The 19534-nt window shown below is 67.7% G+C and carries 18 protein-coding genes; 13 read left to right on the forward strand and 5 right to left on the reverse strand.

Annotation, left to right across the window (positions count from 1 at the left end; translation table 11 throughout):
- Positions 1–339 precede the first annotated feature (339 nt).
- The 6 genes from F3J10_RS02410 to F3J10_RS02435 all read left to right on the forward strand — a co-directional run bounded on the left by F3J10_RS02410 (position 340) and on the right by F3J10_RS02435 (position 5866).
- Positions 340–1005, forward strand: coding sequence for an iron-containing redox enzyme family protein (locus F3J10_RS02410; protein WP_223997645.1), 666 nt, complete (start codon positions 340–342; stop codon positions 1003–1005).
- Positions 1006–1311: 306 nt separating this feature from the next.
- Complete coding sequence (locus F3J10_RS02415) at positions 1312–2043, forward strand: hypothetical protein (RefSeq protein ID WP_025097821.1); 732 nt, start codon at positions 1312–1314, stop codon at positions 2041–2043.
- A gap of 3 nt (positions 2044–2046) precedes the next feature.
- Positions 2047–2760, forward strand: a complete 714-nt coding sequence (locus F3J10_RS02420) for a hypothetical protein (RefSeq protein ID WP_025097820.1) — start codon at positions 2047–2049, stop codon at positions 2758–2760.
- On the forward strand, positions 2760–3869 hold the full coding sequence (locus F3J10_RS02425) for a DUF2817 domain-containing protein (RefSeq protein ID WP_240155327.1): 1110 nt from the start codon (positions 2760–2762) through the stop codon (positions 3867–3869). The genes F3J10_RS02420 and F3J10_RS02425 overlap by 1 nt, the downstream gene beginning before the upstream one ends.
- Before the next feature lie 19 nt (positions 3870–3888).
- Entirely contained in the window at positions 3889–4920 is a 1032-nt protein-coding gene (locus tag F3J10_RS02430; protein ID WP_166912654.1) for a threonine/serine dehydratase, read from the forward strand.
- A gap of 49 nt (positions 4921–4969) precedes the next feature.
- The gene (locus F3J10_RS02435) at positions 4970–5866 is read left to right on the forward strand and encodes a DMT family transporter (RefSeq protein ID WP_025097817.1); all 897 of its coding nucleotides are present in this window, start codon (positions 4970–4972) and stop codon (positions 5864–5866) included.
- Positions 5867–5948: 82 nt separating this feature from the next.
- Here the strand turns inward: F3J10_RS02435 and gcvA are convergent, their stop codons facing one another.
- On the reverse strand, positions 5949–6899 hold the full coding sequence (gcvA, locus tag F3J10_RS02440) for a transcriptional regulator GcvA (protein ID WP_013691250.1): 951 nt from the start codon (positions 6897–6899) through the stop codon (positions 5949–5951).
- Between the two features lie 967 nt (positions 6900–7866).
- Between gcvA and F3J10_RS02445 the strand changes: the two genes are divergently transcribed.
- A complete protein-coding gene (locus F3J10_RS02445) occupies positions 7867–8769 on the forward strand; it encodes a LysR family transcriptional regulator (RefSeq protein WP_166912653.1) in 903 nt (300 codons plus the stop codon).
- A 49-nt stretch (positions 8770–8818) separates the two neighbouring features.
- Here the strand turns inward: F3J10_RS02445 and F3J10_RS02450 are convergent, their stop codons facing one another.
- The 3 genes from F3J10_RS02450 to F3J10_RS02460 all read right to left on the reverse strand — a co-directional run bounded on the left by F3J10_RS02450 (position 8819) and on the right by F3J10_RS02460 (position 10909).
- A complete protein-coding gene (locus F3J10_RS02450; protein ID WP_025097815.1) occupies positions 8819–9538 on the reverse strand; it encodes an SDR family oxidoreductase in 720 nt (239 codons plus the stop codon).
- Positions 9539–9578: 40 nt separating this feature from the next.
- A complete protein-coding gene (locus tag F3J10_RS02455) occupies positions 9579–10250 on the reverse strand; it encodes a peroxiredoxin-like family protein (protein ID WP_166912652.1) in 672 nt (223 codons plus the stop codon).
- Positions 10251–10339: 89 nt separating this feature from the next.
- Positions 10340–10909, reverse strand: coding sequence for a carboxymuconolactone decarboxylase family protein (locus F3J10_RS02460; protein WP_096751755.1), 570 nt, complete (start codon positions 10907–10909; stop codon positions 10340–10342).
- A gap of 339 nt (positions 10910–11248) precedes the next feature.
- Between F3J10_RS02460 and F3J10_RS02465 the strand changes: the two genes are divergently transcribed.
- From F3J10_RS02465 to F3J10_RS02490, 6 genes are all read left to right on the forward strand, one after another.
- A complete protein-coding gene (locus F3J10_RS02465; RefSeq protein WP_240154602.1) occupies positions 11249–13057 on the forward strand; it encodes a M66 family metalloprotease in 1809 nt (602 codons plus the stop codon).
- A gap of 97 nt (positions 13058–13154) precedes the next feature.
- A complete protein-coding gene (locus tag F3J10_RS02470) occupies positions 13155–14084 on the forward strand; it encodes a LysR family transcriptional regulator (protein ID WP_166912651.1) in 930 nt (309 codons plus the stop codon).
- A gap of 99 nt (positions 14085–14183) precedes the next feature.
- Positions 14184–15164: a 4-hydroxythreonine-4-phosphate dehydrogenase PdxA gene (locus tag F3J10_RS02475; RefSeq protein WP_166912650.1), complete on the forward strand. Its 981-nt coding sequence runs from the start codon at positions 14184–14186 to the stop codon at positions 15162–15164.
- A gap of 158 nt (positions 15165–15322) precedes the next feature.
- On the forward strand, positions 15323–16561 hold the full coding sequence (locus F3J10_RS02480) for an MFS transporter (RefSeq protein ID WP_240155326.1): 1239 nt from the start codon (positions 15323–15325) through the stop codon (positions 16559–16561).
- Positions 16562–16644: 83 nt separating this feature from the next.
- Entirely contained in the window at positions 16645–17781 is a 1137-nt protein-coding gene (locus F3J10_RS02485; protein ID WP_166912648.1) for an L-dopachrome tautomerase-related protein, read from the forward strand.
- A gap of 64 nt (positions 17782–17845) precedes the next feature.
- Positions 17846–18298, forward strand: a complete 453-nt coding sequence (locus tag F3J10_RS02490) for a hypothetical protein (protein ID WP_166912647.1) — start codon at positions 17846–17848, stop codon at positions 18296–18298.
- A 75-nt stretch (positions 18299–18373) separates the two neighbouring features.
- Here F3J10_RS02490 and F3J10_RS02495 read toward each other — a convergent pair whose 3' ends face one another.
- Positions 18374–19480: an NADH:flavin oxidoreductase/NADH oxidase gene (locus F3J10_RS02495; RefSeq protein WP_036055495.1), complete on the reverse strand. Its 1107-nt coding sequence runs from the start codon at positions 19478–19480 to the stop codon at positions 18374–18376.
- Positions 19481–19534 lie beyond the last annotated feature (54 nt).

Consider the following 19534-nt stretch of genomic DNA (forward strand, 5'->3'; position numbering starts at 1 on the left):
CTTCGCATCCATCGCCGGTACCGGTGCCATTGACCGGTGCGCCGGCCGCCGCGCCCCGCCAGGCGGACATCTCCGGCGTATCGTGCCGGCCCGGCGCCGCGCCGGCACGCGGCAATCGAGCTTTAGCCAATCTAAAGCTGCCGAAAAAAATCTAGCTTGTTCCCTTTGTTTCGCATTGGTAATCTGCCCTCCGACGTCAGATTTATATCGATTTATTAATCGACCTTCCGATTCTTTTCGATTCGCGAGACGATTGACAATCGAGACGAAATGAAAGCCGCCCGGCGCGGGCCCCAGCCCGCCGGTGGATGAACCTTCAAGCAAGCGGAGTCGCGATTGGTGTCAGTCGATTACAAGGCGGTTCGCCAGGCGGCGAACCAGGCGATCGAGGAATTCGCCGGCAACCGTGTGTTCAGCGCGCTCGACGCGGGCAAGTGGAGCGTGACCGATTACCAGCACCTGCTGCTGACGCTGTTCTACCAGATCTACCAGGGCTCGATGTCGTTCGCGGCGGCCGCCGCCAATTGCCCGACGCGCCTGACCGAGCTGCGCGAATACCTGGTGGCGCATGCGCACGAGGAAATCCCGCATTACAAGTGGATCCTCGACGATCTCTATTCCACCGGCTACCAGGGCCCGGATCCGAAGACGCTGCTGCCGCAACCCTCGGCGATGGCCTACGTGGCCTTCAACGTGCACAACGCGCTGCATATGCCGGGCACGCGCCTGGCCAGCTCGATCGTGCTGGAAGGGATCGGCCAGCGCTACGGCGCCTGGTTCGGCAAGCTGGTGCTGGAAAAGACGCCGCTCAAGCACGAGAACCTGAGCTTCTTCTTCTCGCACGGCGAGACCGACAAGGAACACGTGGTCGAGCTGTGGGACATCATCGATCGTTCGCCGCTCAACGAGGAGGAGGTGCGCTGGATGGCACATGCCTCCTACGTGGCGGGAACCTTCTACAAGCGCATGTGGGACGACTCGCTCCACTACGTCGAATACCGCTGATCGCGGCGCGGCACCCGGGCCGGCACGTGCCGCCGGCCCCAGCGCGAGCACATGCGATCGCCGTGCATCCATTGCGTGGTACCGAATAACAGCCAGGGAGCCATGACTCCCGCATTCCGAGGAAGCCGAGGGATCACGATCCCGACGCGACAGCAACGAGGGGCGAAAAGCCCCCGAGAGGGCGAAAAGCCCCTGAACCTGAGAGAGCGCCGACGGGCAAAACCCGCGGCAAGAGCGAGGGGCACCAGCCTCCGAACCTGAGAGAACCCGAGCGGCGCCAGCCCTCGGAAAACGAGAGTACTGCCTATGCCGGAAGATGAATCGACCGTCGTGGAAGCGCTTGCGCCAGCCTGGGCTCCCCCCGGGCTGGCGCCATCCGATGCCTTCCCGCAGTTCACGGTACGCACGCTGGATCGCGACGATCCGCAGTCGATGCGCGAAGTGGGTGGTTTGTGGCAACGCGTCTACGGCGCCGAGCGCGGCTTGCTCGAGGTCGAGGACGAAGTGCATGCCGTGGAGGACGACTATCACGCCAGCGGCGACTATCTGGCGGTGTTCGTCCGGCCGCACGCCGGCGCGGCGGAAATCATGATCGCGACGGTGCGCGTGGTGGGCGATTCGCGCGTCGGCCTGCCGATCGAGCGGTTCTTCCCGCTCGGCCCGCTCAAGCGCTATACGCAACTGGTCGAGCCGCAGCGGCTGATCGTCGATCCCGCCTGGCGCCGGCGTCGTTTCGACAGCGCGCCGTATGGCCTGTCGGGACTGTTGTTCAAGGCCGTGGTCAAGCGCTACCTGGTCGGCGGCTTCAACACCACGCTGGTCATCGACGCCTTTTCCGACAGCCGCGAAAGCCCCCTGCACGCCTTCCTGCAGATGGGCGCCCAGCGGCTCGGCGCATCGTTTCACGACAGCGAACTTGCCAGCGAGACGCCCAGCGTGGCGCTGCTCTGCTCGCTGCTCGACATCACCACCCAGGCGCTGCGTGCCGACAAGTCACGCTTCGCCCGCTACCTGCTCAAGCGCGGCCAAGGAGATTGACGCATGGAACTCTACAAGAAGATTCTCGACCAGGGCGGCCAGGAACTGCTCGACCTGATCCTGACGGTCAACGTCAACTTCTACTTCTCCGAGCTCGAGATCATCGATCTGTGCGCGAAGTGGATTCCGCGCCGCGACGACCTGCGCGAGAAGTTCTACCTGGTGCATCACGCGCACGACGAGGTCTCCCACTCGAACTTCTTCAAGGAAGGCGTGCGCCACCTGGGCCTGCAATGGGACGACGCGCTGATCGAGCGCTATCGCCTGAAGGACATCGACAACCGCTTCGACAAGCTGTTCGAGAGCGATGACGAGCTCGAGGTGCTGATCGGCCTGAACGTGTATGCCGAGGGCGTGCTCGCGATGGAGGAACTGGCCGAGATGAGCGAGACGCGTCCCGACATCTTCCCCTCGTTCCGCCAGATCGCGCGCGAGGAAGCGACCCATCTCGCCTTCGGCAAGAAGGTGCTGGAGCGCATGTTCGAGGAGAACCCGGAGGAGCGCGTGCGCGCCCAGGTCCATTGCGACTGGTATCGCGACCATATCCACCCCTACCTCTGGCGCGACATCTCCGGGCTGCTCGACACCGGCATCCGTCACGGCGTGCTCTATCCCGACTTCCGCGAGCGCGCGGTGGCGCGCTTCGACAGCGAGATGAGCTCGCTCGGCCTGACGGTCGACTGGCATCGCGCCACGGGCATCGAACTGGCGGCGTGATGAAGGCCGGCGAGATGTTCTCCGACAGCTACGAGGCGGCGCGCGCGCGCTTTCGCGAGGCGGCGGCGCGGCGTGGCGCGCGGCTCGCCCAGGTGCGCAACCCCGCGCGCGGTCCGGACGGTGTCACGCTGACCACCGACGTGGCCTGGCTCGGGCCGGCCGCCGCCTCGCGCGTGCTGGTGGTGGTATCGGGCACGCATGGCGTGGAGGGTTACGCGGGTTCGGCGATCCAGTGCGCCTGGCTGGCCGGCGAGGACGCGGGCGAGCTGCCTTGCGACGCGGCGGTGATGCTGGTGCATGCGCTCAATCCGTTCGGCTTCGCCTGGCATCGGCGCGTCAACGAGGACAACGTCGACCTGAACCGCAACTTCATCGACTGGAACACGGCGCGCCCAAGCAACGACGGCTACGACGCGCTGCACGACGCCCTGCTGACCGGCGACGACGATCCGGTGGCGCGCGTGCGCGCCGACGCGTCGCTGCGCGACTTCACCGGGCGCCACGGCATCGCCGCGTTCCAGGAAGCGCTCTCGCGCGGCCAGTATCGACATCCGGACGGGCTGTTCTACGGCGGCAACGAGACGACCTGGAGCGCGCGGCTGATCGGCGAGCTGGTGCGCGAGAACCTCGGCCATGCCGCCGATATCGCGCTGGTCGACCTGCACACCGGGCTCGGGCCTTACGGCGAGGGGCAGCCGGTATCGTTCGACCTGCCGGGCTCGGCCGCGCTGGCGCGCGCCCAGGCCTGGTTCGGGCCGGCGCTCGGCGCGCCGCGCGCCGGCGGCGCGGTCTCGAACGACCTCGACGGCACGCTCTACGATGCCTGGCGGCGCTGGCTGTTCGGCCGCTCGCTGACCTCGATCGCGCTCGAGTTCGGCACCCACCCGGTGCCGGACGCGGTGGCCGCGCTGCGCGCCGAGGCGGTGGCCTGGCGCAACGATCCCTATGGCGATTCGCCGGCCGCCGCGCGGGCGCGTGCGGCCCTGCGCGCATTCTTCGACGTGCCGCGCGACGATTGGCGCGAGTCCGTGCTGAGCGGCGGCCTGCGCGTGCTGCGCGCGGCGCTGGCCGGCGTGACCGGCCGCGTGCTGGCCGACGAAAGTGCCTGAGGGCAAGGAGAAGCAGGCGATGGACATGAAGCGTGGCGCCGGGCGGGACCAAGGTCTCGCCCTCTACGATCCGGCGGCGCAGGCAGCGCTCGACGACTGGCGCGCGCGCATCGTGGCCGCCCATGCGCGCATCGCCGCGCGCGTGCGGCGCACGCCGGTGCTGCAGTTGGCCGCCGGCAGCTTCGGCTTCGATTTCGACCTCGCGCTGAAGCTCGAGACCTGCCAGCACACCGGCTCCTACAAGCCGCGCGGCGTGTTCAACCGCCTGCTCGCGCGCGGCGACGTGAACGGCGCGCGCACCGTGGTGGCGGCCTCGGGCGGCAACCACGGCATCGCGGTCGCGCATGCGGCCAGCACGCTCGGCTTTGCCGCCCAGGTGTTCGTGCCGACGCTGACGCCGCCGGAAAAGCTGCGGCAGATCCGCGAGCTCGGCGGCGAGGTGATGGTGAGCGGTGCCAACTACGGCGAGGCGCTGGCCGCCAGCGAGCGGCATGCGCGCGAGACCGGCGCGCTGGCCATCCACGCCTTCGACGAACCCGAGCTGATCGAGGGGCAGGGCACGGTCGCGCTCGAACTCGACCAGCAGGCCGGCGCGCCCGACACGGTGCTGGTCGCCGCGGGCGGCGGCAGCCTGCTGGCCGGCGTATGCGCCTGGTATGCCGGCACGGCCACCCGCGTGATCGGCGTCGAGCCGGTCACGGCGCGTGCGGTGGGTGCCGCGCTCGAGGCGGGCGAGCCGGTGGACGTGACGGTCGGCGGCGTGGCCGCCGATTCGCTCGGCGCGCGCCGCGCCGGTCGCCATACCTTCAATGTGATCGCGCCGCGCGTGGCGCGCATGCTGACGGTCGAGGATGCCGAGATCGTCGCCGCGCAGCGCGCCTTCTGGCGCGAGCTGCGGCTGGTGGCTGAGCCGGGCGGCGCGACCGCCTTCGCCGCGTTGCTGTCGGGACGCTACGTGCCGGCGCGCGACGAGCGCGTCGCCGTCATCGTCTGCGGCGCGAACACCGATCCCGCCAGGGTTCGCGGCGAACCCGCCGAGGCACGGCCCTGATTTCCCTTCCTACACAAACGTTTGCCGGCCACCCTCCCCAAGCCAAGACATGAACGCCCGTAATTTCACGCTGCTGTTGACGCTCGCCGCCCTCTGGGGCGCCTCCTTCCTGTTCATTCGCGTCGGCGCGCCCGAGTTCGGGCCGGTGCCGCTGATGGCGGTGCGGATCCTGATCGCGGCGGTGTTCCTCGCGATCGTGCTGGCTTCCCGGCGCGGTTTCCACCGCATGTCCGGCAAGCTGCTGCCGCTGTTCGTGATCGGGGTGCTGAACCAGGCGCTGCCGTTCTGCCTGTTCGCCTACGCCGAGCTGACGCTGCCGGCCGGGATCACCTCGGTGATCAACGCGACCACGCCGCTGTGGGCCGCCATCGTCGCCTTCCTGTGGATCGGCGACCGCCTGAGCGGGCTGCGCGTGGCGGGCCTGTTCATCGGTTTCGCGGGAGTGCTGATCCTGGTCTGGAAGGACCTGACGGGCGGCGGCTCGTTCGGCGCCGGCGCGATCGCGCCGCTCGCCGTGCTCGGCGCGACCCTGTTGTACGGCATCTCGGCCAACGCCACCAAGAAATTCCTGGTCGGCGTCGATTCGCTGGCGATCGCCACCGGCAGCATGATCGGCGCGGCCATCGTGCTGCTGCCCTTCATGTTCCTGTACTGGCCCGCCCATCCCGTCTCGGCGCTGGCCTGGGGCTCGGTGATCGCGCTCGGCGTGGCCTGCACCGGCATCGCCTACATCATCTACTTCTACCTGATCTCGACCGCCGGCCCGGCGCGCGCGGTCTCGGTCACCTTCCTGGTGCCGATCTTCGGCCTGGTGTGGGGCTCGCTGTTCCTCGGCGAGGCGATCACGCCCACCATGTTCCTCGGCTGCGCGGTGGTGATCCTCGGCACCATGCTGGCGAGCGGCGTGCTCAAGCTGTCGGTGCTGACCGGCAAGCGCTCGGCTTGATGTGCGGCCTGGTGTTCGGTCTGAGGTCCGGCCCGATGTCCGGCCTGGCACGGCGTCCCGGCGAGGCCGGCTGCCGGCGGCCTCAGTCGGCCGCAGCGCTGAGCTGGACCACCGGCTGCTCGGCGGGGCGCGGATTCTTCACCGCTTCCATTAGCCATTGGCGGAACACGCGCGCGCTCGGGTTGTCGAGCGTCTGCTCCGGGTAGACCAGGTAGTAGGCGTATTCGGGGGTGATCGGCGCGTCGAACAGGATCGTCAGGCGCCCGTCGGCCAGCTCCGAGGCGATGATCGACTTGCGGGCCAGCGCCACGCCGTGGCAGGCCAGCGCCGCGTGGATCACGCCGTTCGAGTCGATGAACATGGTGCCGCGATCGCCGCGCACGCCGCCCACCTGGTAGCGGTCGAGCCAGGCGAGCCATTCCTTGTGCCGCTCGTCGTGCAGCAGGGTGACGCGGCCGAGGTCCTGGAAGGACTGGAACGGCCCGGCCTGCTCGATCAGGCGCGGGTTGCAGATCGGGTAGAGCGGATCGTCGAGCAGCAGCTCGGACTTGAGCCCCTGGTAGCGGCCCGCGCCGTGGCGCACCGCGAAATCGATCTGGTCGTCGACGAAGGCCGCGTAGCGGTTGGTGGTGCTGATGCGCAGGTCGACGCCGGGCGCCACGCGCGAGAGCTCCGACAGGCGCGGCACCAGCCATTGCATCGCGAAGCTGTGCGCGCAGCTGACCGTGACGATATCGGTATGGTTGGCATTGCTGCGCAGGCGGTCCGTGGCGCGCAGGATCAGGTCGAACACCTGCTGCAGCTCCTGCAGGTAGCGGATGCCGTGCGGGGTGATGTCGATGCCGCGCGGCGAACGTTGCAGCAGGCTGACGCCCAGTTCTTCCTCGAGCTTGACGATCTGCTGGCTGATCGCCGAGGGCGTGACGTGGATTTCCTCGGCGGCCGTCTTGATGCTGCGGTGCCGGCCCACGCTCACGAAGTAGCGTAGGGCCCGCAAGGACGGCAGCGCGGAGTATTTGTTCGGGCTCGACATGTGGCTCTGACTCTGACGTAAGTTGATTGCTCTCGCCTCGTGCCGGCGCGCTCGGGCCGCCGGCTTACTAATCTGACAACGATGATGCACCGGTTTCGTCACGGCCGCCGCCGGGCCGAATCCGGCCCGGGCATCCTGCCTGGCGCCTCGCGAGCCGCTCTCCCGACCCGCCGACGCCGCCCGGCCCGGCTTCGGAACCCCGCCGAAGCCCGCGGCGCGAACGCCATCCGTCCATACATTTAAGTCAGCAAACGCGGCCGTTGGTTCGAAAATCGCGCGGCGGCTTCGGATCCGAAGACTCGCCTGCGGGATGACTGCGCCTCATGCATGCATGTCGCTCGACATGCGCAGACGAGTCTAACGGCCGCTTTGTTGACGTTGTATGAATAAATCTCGGTGCAATTCCGGCAATTGCTCAACTAAATGAAAAATTATTCCGGGATTATAAACACCAATTGCAGTATCTACATCAATTTGATAGCTGACTTGATGAGATCAGTCGGGTATCCCGCTGTCCCGGCACTGTCAGGAATAGCAGGTTGAAAAGGGGCTGGAATGAGTCTGGCTCAGGAACCGTTCCCGGCCCGGCGGCCTTCGCCGCGGCTTGCCGGCAATCCGCGCGAGCGCGCCCGGCGGGCGTGCGCGCGATTTAAGCGGATGGACTTTCCTTCGATTTATTTGATTTTGATTCCAATTGCATAGGTGATTTTCCTTTAATTCAACGGATGATGAAATGAATTGGACGGTGCGTTGTGATGATTGATCCATGCGGCGCGGCATCGTCCTGGCTGGAACTGTCTCGCTGACGAAATCGGCATAAGCCGGCCGCCGCGCGCTCGGCAATGCCGGGGCGCGACGGCATGCGATCGCGTGGGCCGGGAGGCGGCCGATATCTTCCACCGTGCCATGCGCGCTAGACTGCTGCCCGGCGCCGATGCACCGGCTCGAATCACTGGGGGAGGGGACGATGGACCGCATGGCAGCGATGGAAACCTTTGTGGCGGTGGTCGAGGCGGGCTCGTTCTCGGCCGCCGCGCGGCGCCTGAAGCTCGGGCAGCCCGCCGTCTCGAAGTCCGTCGCCCAGCTCGAGGCCCATCTGGGCGCGAGGCTGTTGCTGCGCTCGACGCGCGGCCTGACGCCGACCGACGCCGGCCAGCGTTTCTACGAACATGCGCGGCTCGCCATCGAGGAGGCCGACCAGGCCGAGCAGGCGGTGCGCGAATCGTCGGCGGGGCTGTCGGGCCGGCTGCGGGTGGGCGCCGCCGTGACCTTCGCGCGGCTGCATGTGCTGCCCGCGCTCAAGACCTTCGTCGACCGCCATCCCGACCTGCAGCTCGACATTATCCTCGACGACCGCGCGATCGACCTGCTGGAAGAAGGCGTGGACGTGGCGCTGCGCATGGGGCGGCTCGACGATTCCTCGATGACGGCGCATCCGATCGCCAGCAGCCGGCGGCTGGTGGTGGCCACGCCCGAGTACCTGGCCGAGGCCGGCACGCCGCTCACGCCGGCCGAGCTGAGCCGTCACCAGGCGATCATCTACTCGCAGCGCGGCGGCGGCGAATCCTGGTCGTTCCGGCGCGACGGCACCGAGGTGACGGTGGCCGTGTCGGGGCGCGTGCGGGTCAGCGCGGCCGAGGGCATGCGCACCGCCGTGCTCGCCGACATGGGGCTGGCGGTGGCGTCGGAATGGATGTTCGGGCCCGAACTGGCGAACGGCACCGTGCGCGCGGTGCTGACGGATTGGTCGCTGCCGCCGGTGGACCTCTGGGCGGTGTTTCCCTCGGGCCGGCTGGTGACCTCGAAGGCGCGGGCCTTCGTGGCCTTCGTCGAGGAAGTGCTGGCCGGCGAGCCGGTCGCGCCGCGCTGAACGGCGGCGCGGCCGGCCGCACCACCCGTCGCACCGCCCGCTGCGCCGCCTAGAACGCGCGCCGGCCGATCGAGGCGCCGCCGTCGACGAACAGCGTCTGGCCGGTGATGAAGCCGGCATCCTCGGACAGCAGGAAGGCGATCGCCGCCGCGATCTCGTCGGCTTGGCCGAATCGGCCCATCGGCACGCCCGACAGGTAGCGGCGCTCGCCCTCGCTGCCGGGCGGGTTGTTGGCGCGGAACAGTTCCGTCTCGGTCGGCCCCGGCGCCACCGCGTTCACGGTGATGCCGGTATCGGCCAATTCGAGCGCCCAGGAGCGCGCGAAGCTGACCAGGGCCGCCTTGGCCGCCGCGTAGGCGGTGCGTTCGGCGATGCCGAGGATCGTCAGGCTCGACACGTTGACCACCCGCCCCCAGCCGCGCTCGCGCATGCCCGGCAGCAGCGCCTGCACCGTCTGCACGGCGGGGTGCAGGTTGACCGAGAACACCTCGTCGAGCGTCGCGAGCTCGACCGCGCCGAGCCGCTGCGGCTTCACCAGCCCGACGTTGTTGACCACGCCGTCGAAGGCCTGGCGCGCGAGCAGCGCGCGCAGCGCGGCATCGGTCGCGCCGGCGTCGCCGAGATCGACGCTGACCAGTTCGCCGGGGAAATCGGCCGCCTGGCCGCGCGCCAGCCCGACCACGCGATGGCCGGCCCGCGCGAGGCGCCGGCTCAGCGCGAGGCCGATGCCCTTCGAGGCGCCGGTGACGAGGAAGCTGCGTTGTGACATGAATCGGCTCCAGTGGCGAGAGAGAAGGCAGGCGAGGCGCTCAGCGCGCGACGCGGGCGCGTTCCAGCACCGGGAACAGGTCTTCCGGCTCGGGGCGACGCGTGTAGTCGGGATTGACCTCCGAGTAGAGCACCACGCCGTCCTGGCCGATCACGTAGCGCGCCGGCATCGGCAGCGTCCACGACGGATCGTCGTTGGTCACCGGCAGGTCGTTCTTCAGCTTCCTGTAGAGCTCGACGAGATAGTCGGGCAGCGCGAAGCGCAGGCCGAAGGCGGCGCCGACCTCGCCCTTCGCATCGCTCAGCACCGGGAAATCGAGCTGGTTGTCGCGTACCGACTTGCGGCTGTTGACCGGCGTCTGCGGCGAGATCGCGACCAGCCGCGCGCCGTATTCGCGCAGTTGCGGCAGCGCCGCGTCGAGCGCCTGCAGCTCGAGGTTGCAGTAAGGGCACCAGACGCCGCGATAGAAGGTGATGACCAGCGGGCCCTGGGCCAGCAGGTCGGCCGAGGACACCAGCTTGCCGTCCTGGTCGCTCAGCGTGAATTGCGGCGCGCGATCGCCGGCCTGGACCGCGCGGCCGGCCTGGCCGCTGGCGATCAGCTCGGCGGTGGCGCGCTCCATGATCGGGTGGATTTCCGCGGGCGCATTGTAGGGCGGCTTGCCGGCTCGGAAGTCTGCCTTGAAGGCGTCGAGTTTCTGTTGCAGGGACATGATGGACTCCTGGGGAATGATCGAAAGAGAGCGTCGGCCGGCGCGGCCTGCCTGTTGCGTGCGCCGGCTGCTGCATGGTTTTTCGCGGCTCAGGCGGCGACGGCTTGGGCGGGCTTGGTCCACTCGTTGCCCTTCATGAAGGCGTCGTATTCGGTGTGCACCACGTGGTTGGTGTAGTTGCTCATCACCTTGGTGGCCACGCCGAGGATCACCTCGAGCACGTTCTGGCGCGTGTAGCCGGCGGCCAGGAAGGCTTCGATGTCGGCCTCGGGCACGAAGCCGCGCTCGCGCACCACCAGCGTGGCGAAGCGGTGCAGCGCCTCCAGCTTCGCCTCGGGCAGGGCGGTGCCGGCACGCAGCGCGGCGATCGATTCGGGCGTCATGCCGACCATCTTCGCCAGCGTGCTGTGGCCCGCCATGCAGTAGTGGCAGTCGTTCTCGAAGTTCGCGCTGAGGTAGACCACCTGCTGCTCCTGCGGCGTCAGCGTGCTCTTCGAGAACAGGTCCCAGAGCGCGGAATAGCCGGCCAGCAGTTCGGGGGATTCGGCCATGTGCGCCTGCAGGTTCGGCAGGAAGCCGAAGGCCTTTTTCGTGGCTTCGAGCGTGGCCCTGGATGCGGCCGGGGCGGTGTCGATGGTGTAGGCGGGGAAGTGGCTCATGGTTCGCTCCTGTTGGGTGGGTTGGTGAGCGAATGATGCGAGCGCGGGGGTGGGCGAAGAAGACGGGTGGCGGTGATAGGAGTCATTCCCGGGGGGAATGGGGCGGGTGGCGGGGCGGGGTGGCGCCGGCGTGTTTCGAGGGGTGTCGTTTCCTGCCGGGAAGAATTGGCTTCCTTTGTCGACCCATTTGATTAATGGGCGTTTCTATTATCCGAAATGCTGTTTGGTGAAAAATCGATGATGTAATATTCGGCAATCGTGAAGATAAAAAAATAATTACCCGCTTTCAGGAGACAGTGATGGGAAATTAATAACCGAATATTCTGAGAGGATTTTCCAATGAATCGATCGTCCGAATTGACACGCCTGCTGGCATTGGCTGGCCTGTTGGTGCTTGCACAGGAACACGACGCCTTTGCCCAGTCGGCACCGAGCGGGAAAATCGAATTCGCGCAGACTCACGTCGTGCCGCGCAGCGGCGGCACGCGATTGGCGCCCGTGCCGATCATCCATCGCCAGGCCCTGTTGTTGTTCACCCCGGATACGCCGGTCCCGGCTGGCGTGCAGCCTTATCTGGATGTCAGGCAGGGCGCGACGACCTTATACAGCGTGCCCCTGACGCCGCCAGCCGGCCTGCCCGGCATCCTGGAAAGCGGGCTGACGCAGGCGAAGCTGCAGCCCTACAGCACGGCGGCGTGGAGCGCCGTGGTGCCGGCCGCGGACGTGGTGCCGCAGTATTCGCTCGGCATCCGCTATGGCAACGGCGCGAGCCTCGATGCGACGCCCGTCAAGTGGGCGCGACCGGCTCGCTTCACGATCGGCAGGCTGTCGCTGGTGCTGTGGCCGACGGCACAGGATCCCACTACCTCGGAAGTGCCGATTTCGAAACTGGCGCGCGACTATTACGGCTCGATTCCGGTCAGCACCCTGAATTATTTCGATTACACGACACTCAAGCTCGATTATGCGGTGCTTCAGGGCGGTAATCATGCTCCGCGCAAATACACCCGATTCGCCGACGTCACGGCCGATGGCGCCAATGATCTCTATGGCAAATTGCTCAAGCCGTTCGCGATTCGCGCCAGCCTGGCCAATACCGGGCGCGGCCTGCTGATTCGCGACGCGAAGGGCGCGACGGTCTATGGCGATTCCTCGCCCTACAGCTTCGGCTCGTATATCGGGATCGGCTGGTACTACGACGCGGCGAAGGGCAAGTACCAGGATGCCAATACCTTCGGCTACTCGGGCGGCTGGACCGGTTGGGCCGCCACCTGGAACTACGCGAGCGGACAATGCGGCAACCTTTTCGCCCATGAGCTCGGGCATTCCCTGGGGTTGTCGCATTTCACGGAGGGGACCGCGAAGCAGTGGGGAATCGCGGACGAATATCCGAACGACGGCATCAACGGGCCGAACAATCCCTGGGGGTTCGATACCGTGCACAACCAGTTCCGCACCTGGTATCGCGTCAACGCGGATGGGCCGGTGATCGACAAGGCGACCGGGCAATCGGTCGGCAAGCACGATCCGATGAATGGCGGCGAGGACGGCAATGCCGTCGCCTGCTATCCACAGTTCACGGCCTACCAGGCGATGAAGATGCAGAACTGGCTCGACACGACGCCGACGCTCGCTGACCAGACCGCCACGCCGGGCGTGTATCGCTGGAACGGCACGACGCTGCGCTACGACGCGACGAGCGTGGCCGACGGCGCGCTCGCGCCGGTGAAGATCGACACGCCGGTGGCGACGCTGATCGGTACGCTGACGGCCAGCTCGACCGACGGCACCTCGCAGGTCTATCCGCCGCTGTTCGCGAAGAGCGGCAATGTGTTCGCGCTGCCGAGCCCGTTCGGCAGCGGCCTGCCGGCGCTTTATGCCGACGCGCGCTATTTCGTGAAGATCAGCTATGCCGATGGTTCGGTCGACTATGCGCTGATTCCCGACAAGGAAATCACCGGCACGACGCAGCTCGACACCTTCTCGCTGAACCTCGATCTGCAGCGCCATCCGCGACGCGTCGAGCTGTTCCACTCGCGCAAGGCCTATCCGGCGATCACCGAGCAGGATAGCGAGCTGATCCACGCGCGCGACATCGAGGCGCCGGCGGTCGATCAGTTGCCGGCGCCGGTGGTGGTGGGCTCCTAGTCGGCCGGGCGCGCTCGCGGCCGGCGCGGGGCGCGCCCCTGCCGGCCCGGGCGGGCGGATACAATCCGGCGCATCGTCCACGCCAATTCCCGTCGCCATGATTCGTCGCGCCAACCGTGTCCATTTCGATCTGACGACATTGCGGCTGTTCGAGGCGACCGCCGAATCGGGTGCGGTCACCAAGGCCGCCGAGCGTCTCGCGCTGGCGCCCGCGGCCGCCTCGCGGCGCATCGCCGACCTGGAGGCGCAGTTCGGCGTCGCGCTGTTCGAGCGACGGCCTCACGGCATGGCGCTGACCGATGCGGGCCGTGCCTTGCTGGCCCACGCGCGCAGCATGCTGCATTCGGCGGCGCGCATGGCCGACGACGCCTCGGCCTTTCGGCAGGGCGGCCGAGGCATCGTCAAGATCGCGGCCTGCACCTCGGCCGTCCTGCAGTTTCTCGCCGAGGACGTCCAGCGCTGCCACGACCTGCATGCCGGTATCGACATCGATCTCCAGGAACTCAACAGCCACGGCGTGATGCAGGCGCTCTCGCGCGGCGTGGTCGACCTCGGCATCTACGAGGCCTCGCTCGGGCGGCTCGACTTCCCGACGCGCGAATACCGCGAGGACCGGCTGGTGGTCGTGACCACCGCGGATCATGCGCTGGCCGAGCGCGAGCGCGTCTCGCTCGACGACATCCTCGGCTGCGACGTGATCGGGCTGACCGAAGGCTCGGCCATCTCCATCTCGCTGGCGCGGCTCGCGGATGCCGCGGATCGCGCCCTGCGCATGCGGATCCGCGTCGGCAGCTTCGACAGCATGACGGCCATGATCGCCGCGCGCGTCGGCATCGGCGTGATGCCGGAAGGCGTGGCGCGGGTGCTGGCCGCCGGCCCGCGGTTTCGAATCCTGCCGGTCGAGGGCGAGTGGGCCGCGCGCCAGTTCCTGCTCTGCCATCGCCCGGTCGACAGCCTGTCGTCCTCCACGCTGGCCGTGCTCGACATCCTGGCCCGGCCGGTTTCGCGAGATGCGAAACCTGCCTAGCCCAATCAGCGATGGCGTGGCGGCCCGATCGTCATTATCTTGGGATCGAGCCGCCTGACCCCGCATGGCGGCACCCACCACCCTCGCCGCCGGAACCCCATGTCCCCATCACCCATTCGAATCGCGCTCAGCATCGGCGACCCTGCCGGCATCGGCGCGGAAATCATCGCCAGGCTGCTGGCCGATCCCGATACCGCAAGGAAAGCCGAGATCCTCCTGATCGGCAATCGCGAGGCGCTCGCGCGCGGCGCGGCCGCCGCTGGCGTGCCGCTTCCCCAGGCCGCGCGATGGCTCGAGATACCGCATTGGGCGGGCAGCGACGCCGTGTTCGAAGCCGGCGTGGTCAGCGAGGCGAGCGGGCGTTTCATGCTGGATTCGCTGCGCCTGGCGGTGCGGCATGTGCAGGAAGGATCGGCGGATGCCGTATGTTTCGGACCGCTCAATAAAGGCGCGCTGCGCCTGGGCGGCATGCGCGAGGAGGACGAGATGCGCTGGTTCGCCAGCCAGCTCGGGCATCGCGGCGTATGCGGCGAGCTGAACGTGCTGGGATCCTTGTGGACGGCTCGCGTTACCTCGCACATTCCGCTCAGGGAGGTGTCCGCGCATCTGTCGCCCGAGGCGGTCGCGGATGCGATCGGCATGCTGAGCGTCGCCTTGCGTGCCTCCGGCGTCGCCGCGCCGCGCATCGGCGTGTGCGGCCTCAATCCGCACAACGGCGATCACGGCAACTACGGCAGCGAGGAGCGCGACGTGATCGAGCCCGGCATGGCGCTCGCCGCGACCCGGGGTTTCGAGGCGAGCGGCCCCTATCCGGCCGACACGATCTTCCTGCGCGCTCGCGCGGGCCAGCTCGACGGCATCGTGACGATGTACCACGACCAAGGGCAGATCGCCACCAAGCTGCTCGGTTTCGAGATCGGCGTGACGGTCGAGGGCGGCCTGCCGATTCCGGTCACGACGCCCGCGCACGGCACCGCCTACGACATCGTCGGGCAGGGGCGCGCCAGCGCCACGGCGATGGCGCATGCCTTCGACCTGGCCTGCCGCATGGCGAGCACGAGGACGATCCCGGTGGCGTGAACGGGCGGCGGCGATCGTCCCGTATCCAGATCGAACAGGGGCCGACGGCGCACTCGCGTGACGCCGCGGACCTCGCAGTCGGAGGAGACATGAATTCGCAGTTGCGGCAATCCGGGCGTACACACGTCCAACGGGCGGTCCTCGCGCTGCTGTGCGCGATGTCGTTCATCCTGTATCTCGATCGGGTCAACCTGGCCGCCGCCGCGGGCCCGATCAAGGCGGAACTCGGCCTGTCCAACACGACTTTGGGCCTCGCCTTTTCCGCCTTCGGCTATACGTACGCGATCTTCCAGATCATCGGCGGCTGGCTGGCGGATCGCATCGAGGCGCGTCGCACCCTGTTCATCTGCGGCGCCATCTGGGTGGTGGCGACGATCGCGACGGGCATGGTCGGCGGCTTGGCATCGCTGTGCGCGGCGCGCCTGCTGCTCGGCGTCGGTGAAGGGGCGGCCTTGCCGGCGCAGTCGAGGGCGATCGCCAACTGGTTCCACGCGAAGGAGCGCGGCTTCGTGCAGGGCATCACGCATTCCTCGTCGCGCCTGGGCAACGCGATCGCCCCGATGCTGGTCGCCTTGCTCGCGACGATGTATTCATGGCGCCTCTCCTTCGTCGCGGTGGGCGTGCTGACGGCGCTGTGGATCGTGGTCTGGGTCTGGTATTACCGGGACGATCCGCGCGCTCATCCGCGCGTGAACCAGGCGGAACTCGCGCAATTGCCGTTGCGCGGCGGCACCGGCGCCCACGCGAGACCGCCGACGCCGTGGCGACGCATTGCCGGGCGGATGTCGCCGTCGATCTTCGTGTACTTCTGCCAGGTATGGAGCAACACCTTGTTCTTCAGCTGGGTACCGCTTTATTTCCTGCACGGCTACGGGCTGGACCTGAAGGCCTCCGCGATCTTTTCATCCGGCGTGTTCCTGGCCGGCGTGGTCGGCGACATCCTGGGCGGCGTGCTGAGCGATCGCGTGCTGGCCTGGACCGGCAGCCTGCGCCTGGCGCGCCAGGGCGTGATCGCGTTCAGCCTGCTCGGTGCCGCGGCCTGCATGGTTCCGGTGATGCTGAGTCGCGACCTGACGATCGTCACGACGGCGTTGTCCGGCGCGTTCTTCATGCTGGAACTGACGATCGGGCCGATCTGGGCGGTGCCGATGGACGTCGCGCCGCGCTATGCGGGCACGGCGAGCGGCATGCTGAATACCGGCGCGGCGCTCGCCACCATCGTCTCGCCGGTGGTGTTCGGTGCGGTGATCGACAGGACGGGAAACTGGAACCTGCCTTTCGCGGGCTCGCTGCTGTTTCTCGTGATGGGCGCGTTGATGACGCTGAGGATCCATCCCGAGCGTTCGATCGATGCGCCGCCGAACGCGGCCTGCGACCGCGAGCTTCGCACGTCCTGATCCGGCCTTCGTCGAGACAGGCGACTCCCCGGGGCCGATCGGCGGCCGCGGGTCCTTGGTGAGCAACCTGCAACGAGGTCATCATGAAACAGTCCGCGCTGGCAATCAGCCTGTTTATCGCACTGGGAGGCTCGGCCTTCGCCGCTGCCGCCCAGGCCGAGGTGGTCGTGCTCGAGGACACGCCCGCCGTCGCGCCGAGCCAGCAGCGCCTGGGCCTGGCCGCCTCGTCCGGCCCGTACCAGGCGATCGGCGTGGGCGTGTCCTCCACCAACCGCCTGTTCGTCTCGTTCCCCAAGCTGGGCGGCCCGTATCGCTACGGGCTCACCGAGGTGGTCGGCGGCAGCGAGCTTCCCTATCCCGATGCGAGCTGGAACGCCGCGACGGCCCGCGACGACCACCATTTCGCCAGCGTGCAGGACCTCTATGTCGATGCCGACGACTTCCTCTGGGTGCTCGACTCCCAGCCGGCCACGCAAAACCCGGACGGCAGCAGCACCGAAGGCTATTTCAAGCTGGTCAAATTCGATATCGCCACCGGCCGCGCGCTGCGGATCTATCATTTCGACGATCTCGACAAGCATCGTTCCGCGCTGAACGACGTGCGCGTCGACACCCAGCGCAATCTCGCCTATCTGTCCGATCCCGGGCTGGCGGCAATCGTGGTGCTCGACCTATCCAATGGGAAGTCGCGGGTCGTGCTGGCCAATACCACGCCCACGCTGGCCGATCCGGACATCGTCCTGTCCTACGGCGGGGTGGAGATGCGCGACGCGACGGGCAAGCCCTATGCCTCCAACGTCAACGGGATCGCCCTGACTCGCGATAACCGCTTCCTGTATTTCAAGCCGGTCACCAACGTCAATCTCTATCGGATCGAGACGCAGTATCTCGCCGATCCGAATCTCGATGCCGGCACGCTGCTGTCCAAGGTGCAATTCGTGAAGGAGGTCGGCATTACCCACGGCCTGGAGGCGGACAGCTCGGGCAACATCATCCTGACGAGCTCGCTCGATTATTCGATCAAGTACCTGTCGCCCGATTTCACCGTCCACACGCTGGTGACGGATTCACGCCTGATCTGGCCGGATTCGCTCGGCATCGGCACGAATGGCTACCTGTATGTCTCGAGCTCGCAACTCAATCGCGGCGCGCAGTGGAACAACGGCGTCAGCCGGGCTACGCTTCCCTACGGTGTCTACAGGACACGCCTGCCGCACTGAAGGCATCGTTGCCGACGCACCTTGTCTCCCCCCTTCGACTACGAGAGAGCTCATGAAAAACGGAATGCGCAGGCTTGTGCAATGCATGGGCGCGCTGGGGTTCGTGGTGGCCTTCGCCATGCCGGGCGCCGCCGCGGGCAAGGCGCCGGATTCCGGCATTCCCGTCGCGAACCCGGTGGCGCCCGCCGACGGCGGCTTCGTGGCCGTCGGCCGGAAGGTGCTGGTGCGTTTCGGCGACAACACGTTCCGCCTCGATTTCACGACGTCCGCGCAAATGAGCTTCGTCGGCCTCACCGGGCCCTACAAGGGCGTGACGGATACGGTCGACTACCATGCCGCGGAGATACGGCCGAACGTCTACCTGGTGTATTGGCACGAGCTGCACACCGGCGACAACGTCGTGCATGTCGAGGACTACGAAAGGCATGTGGTCTATACGAACATCGTGCATGCGAACGGGCAGACCGTGCATATGCGAGGCGATATTCGTTTCGAGGACGACGCGCCGTCCCATTGAGCCCGGCGCGGGCGGCATTGCCACGATCGCGTCGCGGCAATGCCGGTGCTGCTCATGCCGGCCGAAGGCGCCCGCTCAATCCCCCGTCGCCACCGCGTAACGCTCCAGCCAATGCGCATACGGCGCCGGCAGCACCCACGAGGGCCGCTCCACGCCCAGCTTCTTGGCCGCGAAATACGGCCAGTGCGGATCGGCCAGGTGCGCGCGCCCGACCATCACCAGGTCGAGCTGGCCTTGTTCGACGGTGCGATTGGCCACCTTCGGATCGTCGATGCCCCAGGCCGAGGCGACCGGCAACCCGGTTGCCTGCTTGACCTGTGCCGCGATCGGCGCGAGGAAGCCCGGGCCCCAGGGAATCTGCGCGTCGGGTGTCGAGAAGCCCACGCTGACGCTCAGCATGTCGAGCCCGCCGCGCTTCAGGTCGCCCGCCAGGCGAATCGATGCATCGAGCGTGGCCGCATCGTCGCCGTCGTATTCGATCACGCCGAAGCGTGCCGTCAGCGGCAGGTTCTCCGGCCATGCCGCGCGCACGTCGGCCAGCGTTTCCAGCAGGAAGCGGCTGCGTCGCGTCCAGTCGCCGCCGTATTCGTCGCTGCGCTGGTTCGCATGCGGCGAGAAGAAGCTCTGCGCCAGGTAGCCGTGCGCGAAGTGCAGCTCCAGCCATTCGAAACCCGCCTCGCGAGCCCGGCGCGCCGCGGCCGCGAAATCGCCGCGCACGCGCGCGATGTCCTCGTGCGTCATGGCCTGCGGCACCTTCGGCAGGTGCTTGCCGAAGGCCGAGGCCGACGGCGAAATGGTCTGCCAGCCGCCCGGCGCGTCGTTGGCGATATGGTCGTCGCCTTCCCAGGGACGGTTCGCGCTCGCCTTGCGGCCCGCATGCGCGATCTGGATGCCCGGCACCGCGCCGGCCGCCTTGATCGCGGCGGCGATGCGCGCCAGCCCGGTGATCTGCGCGTCGTCCCAGAGGCCCGTGCAGCCCGGCGTGATGCGGCCTTCCGGCGACACCGCGGTGGCCTCGACGATCACCAGGCCGGCGCCGCCGCGCGCCAGGCTCGTGTAGTGCGCCAGGTGCCAGTCGTTGACGAAGCCGTCGACGGCGCTGTACTGGCACATCGGCGGCACCGCGATGCGGTTGCGCAGCTCGACGTCCTTCAGGCGGAACGGGGTAAACAAAGCGGTCATGCTCTTGCCTCTCGGTCAGGTGACGGTTCGCGCGGCCGGCTCTGCCATCGGTAT

This window comes from Burkholderia sp. Cy-637 (genome assembly GCF_011753175.1).
GTDB lineage: Bacteria > Pseudomonadota > Gammaproteobacteria > Burkholderiales > Burkholderiaceae > Burkholderia > Burkholderia gladioli.

Bases quoted from the DNA above. Each gene is read 5' to 3' on its own strand.
- F3J10_RS02415 (WP_025097821.1), top strand. From the start codon at position 1,312: ATGCCGGAAGATGAATCGACCGTCGTGGAAGCGCTTGCGCCAGCCTGG.
- F3J10_RS02420 (WP_025097820.1), top strand. From the start codon at position 2,047: ATGGAACTCTACAAGAAGATTCTCGACCAGGGCGGCCAGGAACTGCTC.
- F3J10_RS02425 (WP_240155327.1), top strand. From the start codon at position 2,760: ATGAAGGCCGGCGAGATGTTCTCCGACAGCTACGAGGCGGCGCGCGCG.
- F3J10_RS02430 (WP_166912654.1), top strand. From the start codon at position 3,889: ATGGACATGAAGCGTGGCGCCGGGCGGGACCAAGGTCTCGCCCTCTAC.
- F3J10_RS02435 (WP_025097817.1), top strand. From the start codon at position 4,970: ATGAACGCCCGTAATTTCACGCTGCTGTTGACGCTCGCCGCCCTCTGG.
- gcvA (WP_013691250.1), bottom strand. From the start codon at position 6,899: ATGTCGAGCCCGAACAAATACTCCGCGCTGCCGTCCTTGCGGGCCCTA.
- F3J10_RS02445 (WP_166912653.1), top strand. From the start codon at position 7,867: ATGGACCGCATGGCAGCGATGGAAACCTTTGTGGCGGTGGTCGAGGCG.
- F3J10_RS02450 (WP_025097815.1), bottom strand. From the start codon at position 9,538: ATGTCACAACGCAGCTTCCTCGTCACCGGCGCCTCGAAGGGCATCGGC.
- F3J10_RS02455 (WP_166912652.1), bottom strand. From the start codon at position 10,250: ATGTCCCTGCAACAGAAACTCGACGCCTTCAAGGCAGACTTCCGAGCC.
- F3J10_RS02460 (WP_096751755.1), bottom strand. From the start codon at position 10,909: ATGAGCCACTTCCCCGCCTACACCATCGACACCGCCCCGGCCGCATCC.
- F3J10_RS02465 (WP_240154602.1), top strand. From the start codon at position 11,249: ATGAATCGATCGTCCGAATTGACACGCCTGCTGGCATTGGCTGGCCTG.
- F3J10_RS02470 (WP_166912651.1), top strand. From the start codon at position 13,155: ATGATTCGTCGCGCCAACCGTGTCCATTTCGATCTGACGACATTGCGG.
- F3J10_RS02475 (WP_166912650.1), top strand. From the start codon at position 14,184: ATGTCCCCATCACCCATTCGAATCGCGCTCAGCATCGGCGACCCTGCC.
- F3J10_RS02480 (WP_240155326.1), top strand. From the start codon at position 15,323: ATGTCGTTCATCCTGTATCTCGATCGGGTCAACCTGGCCGCCGCCGCG.
- F3J10_RS02485 (WP_166912648.1), top strand. From the start codon at position 16,645: ATGAAACAGTCCGCGCTGGCAATCAGCCTGTTTATCGCACTGGGAGGC.
- F3J10_RS02490 (WP_166912647.1), top strand. From the start codon at position 17,846: ATGCGCAGGCTTGTGCAATGCATGGGCGCGCTGGGGTTCGTGGTGGCC.
- F3J10_RS02495 (WP_036055495.1), bottom strand. From the start codon at position 19,480: ATGACCGCTTTGTTTACCCCGTTCCGCCTGAAGGACGTCGAGCTGCGC.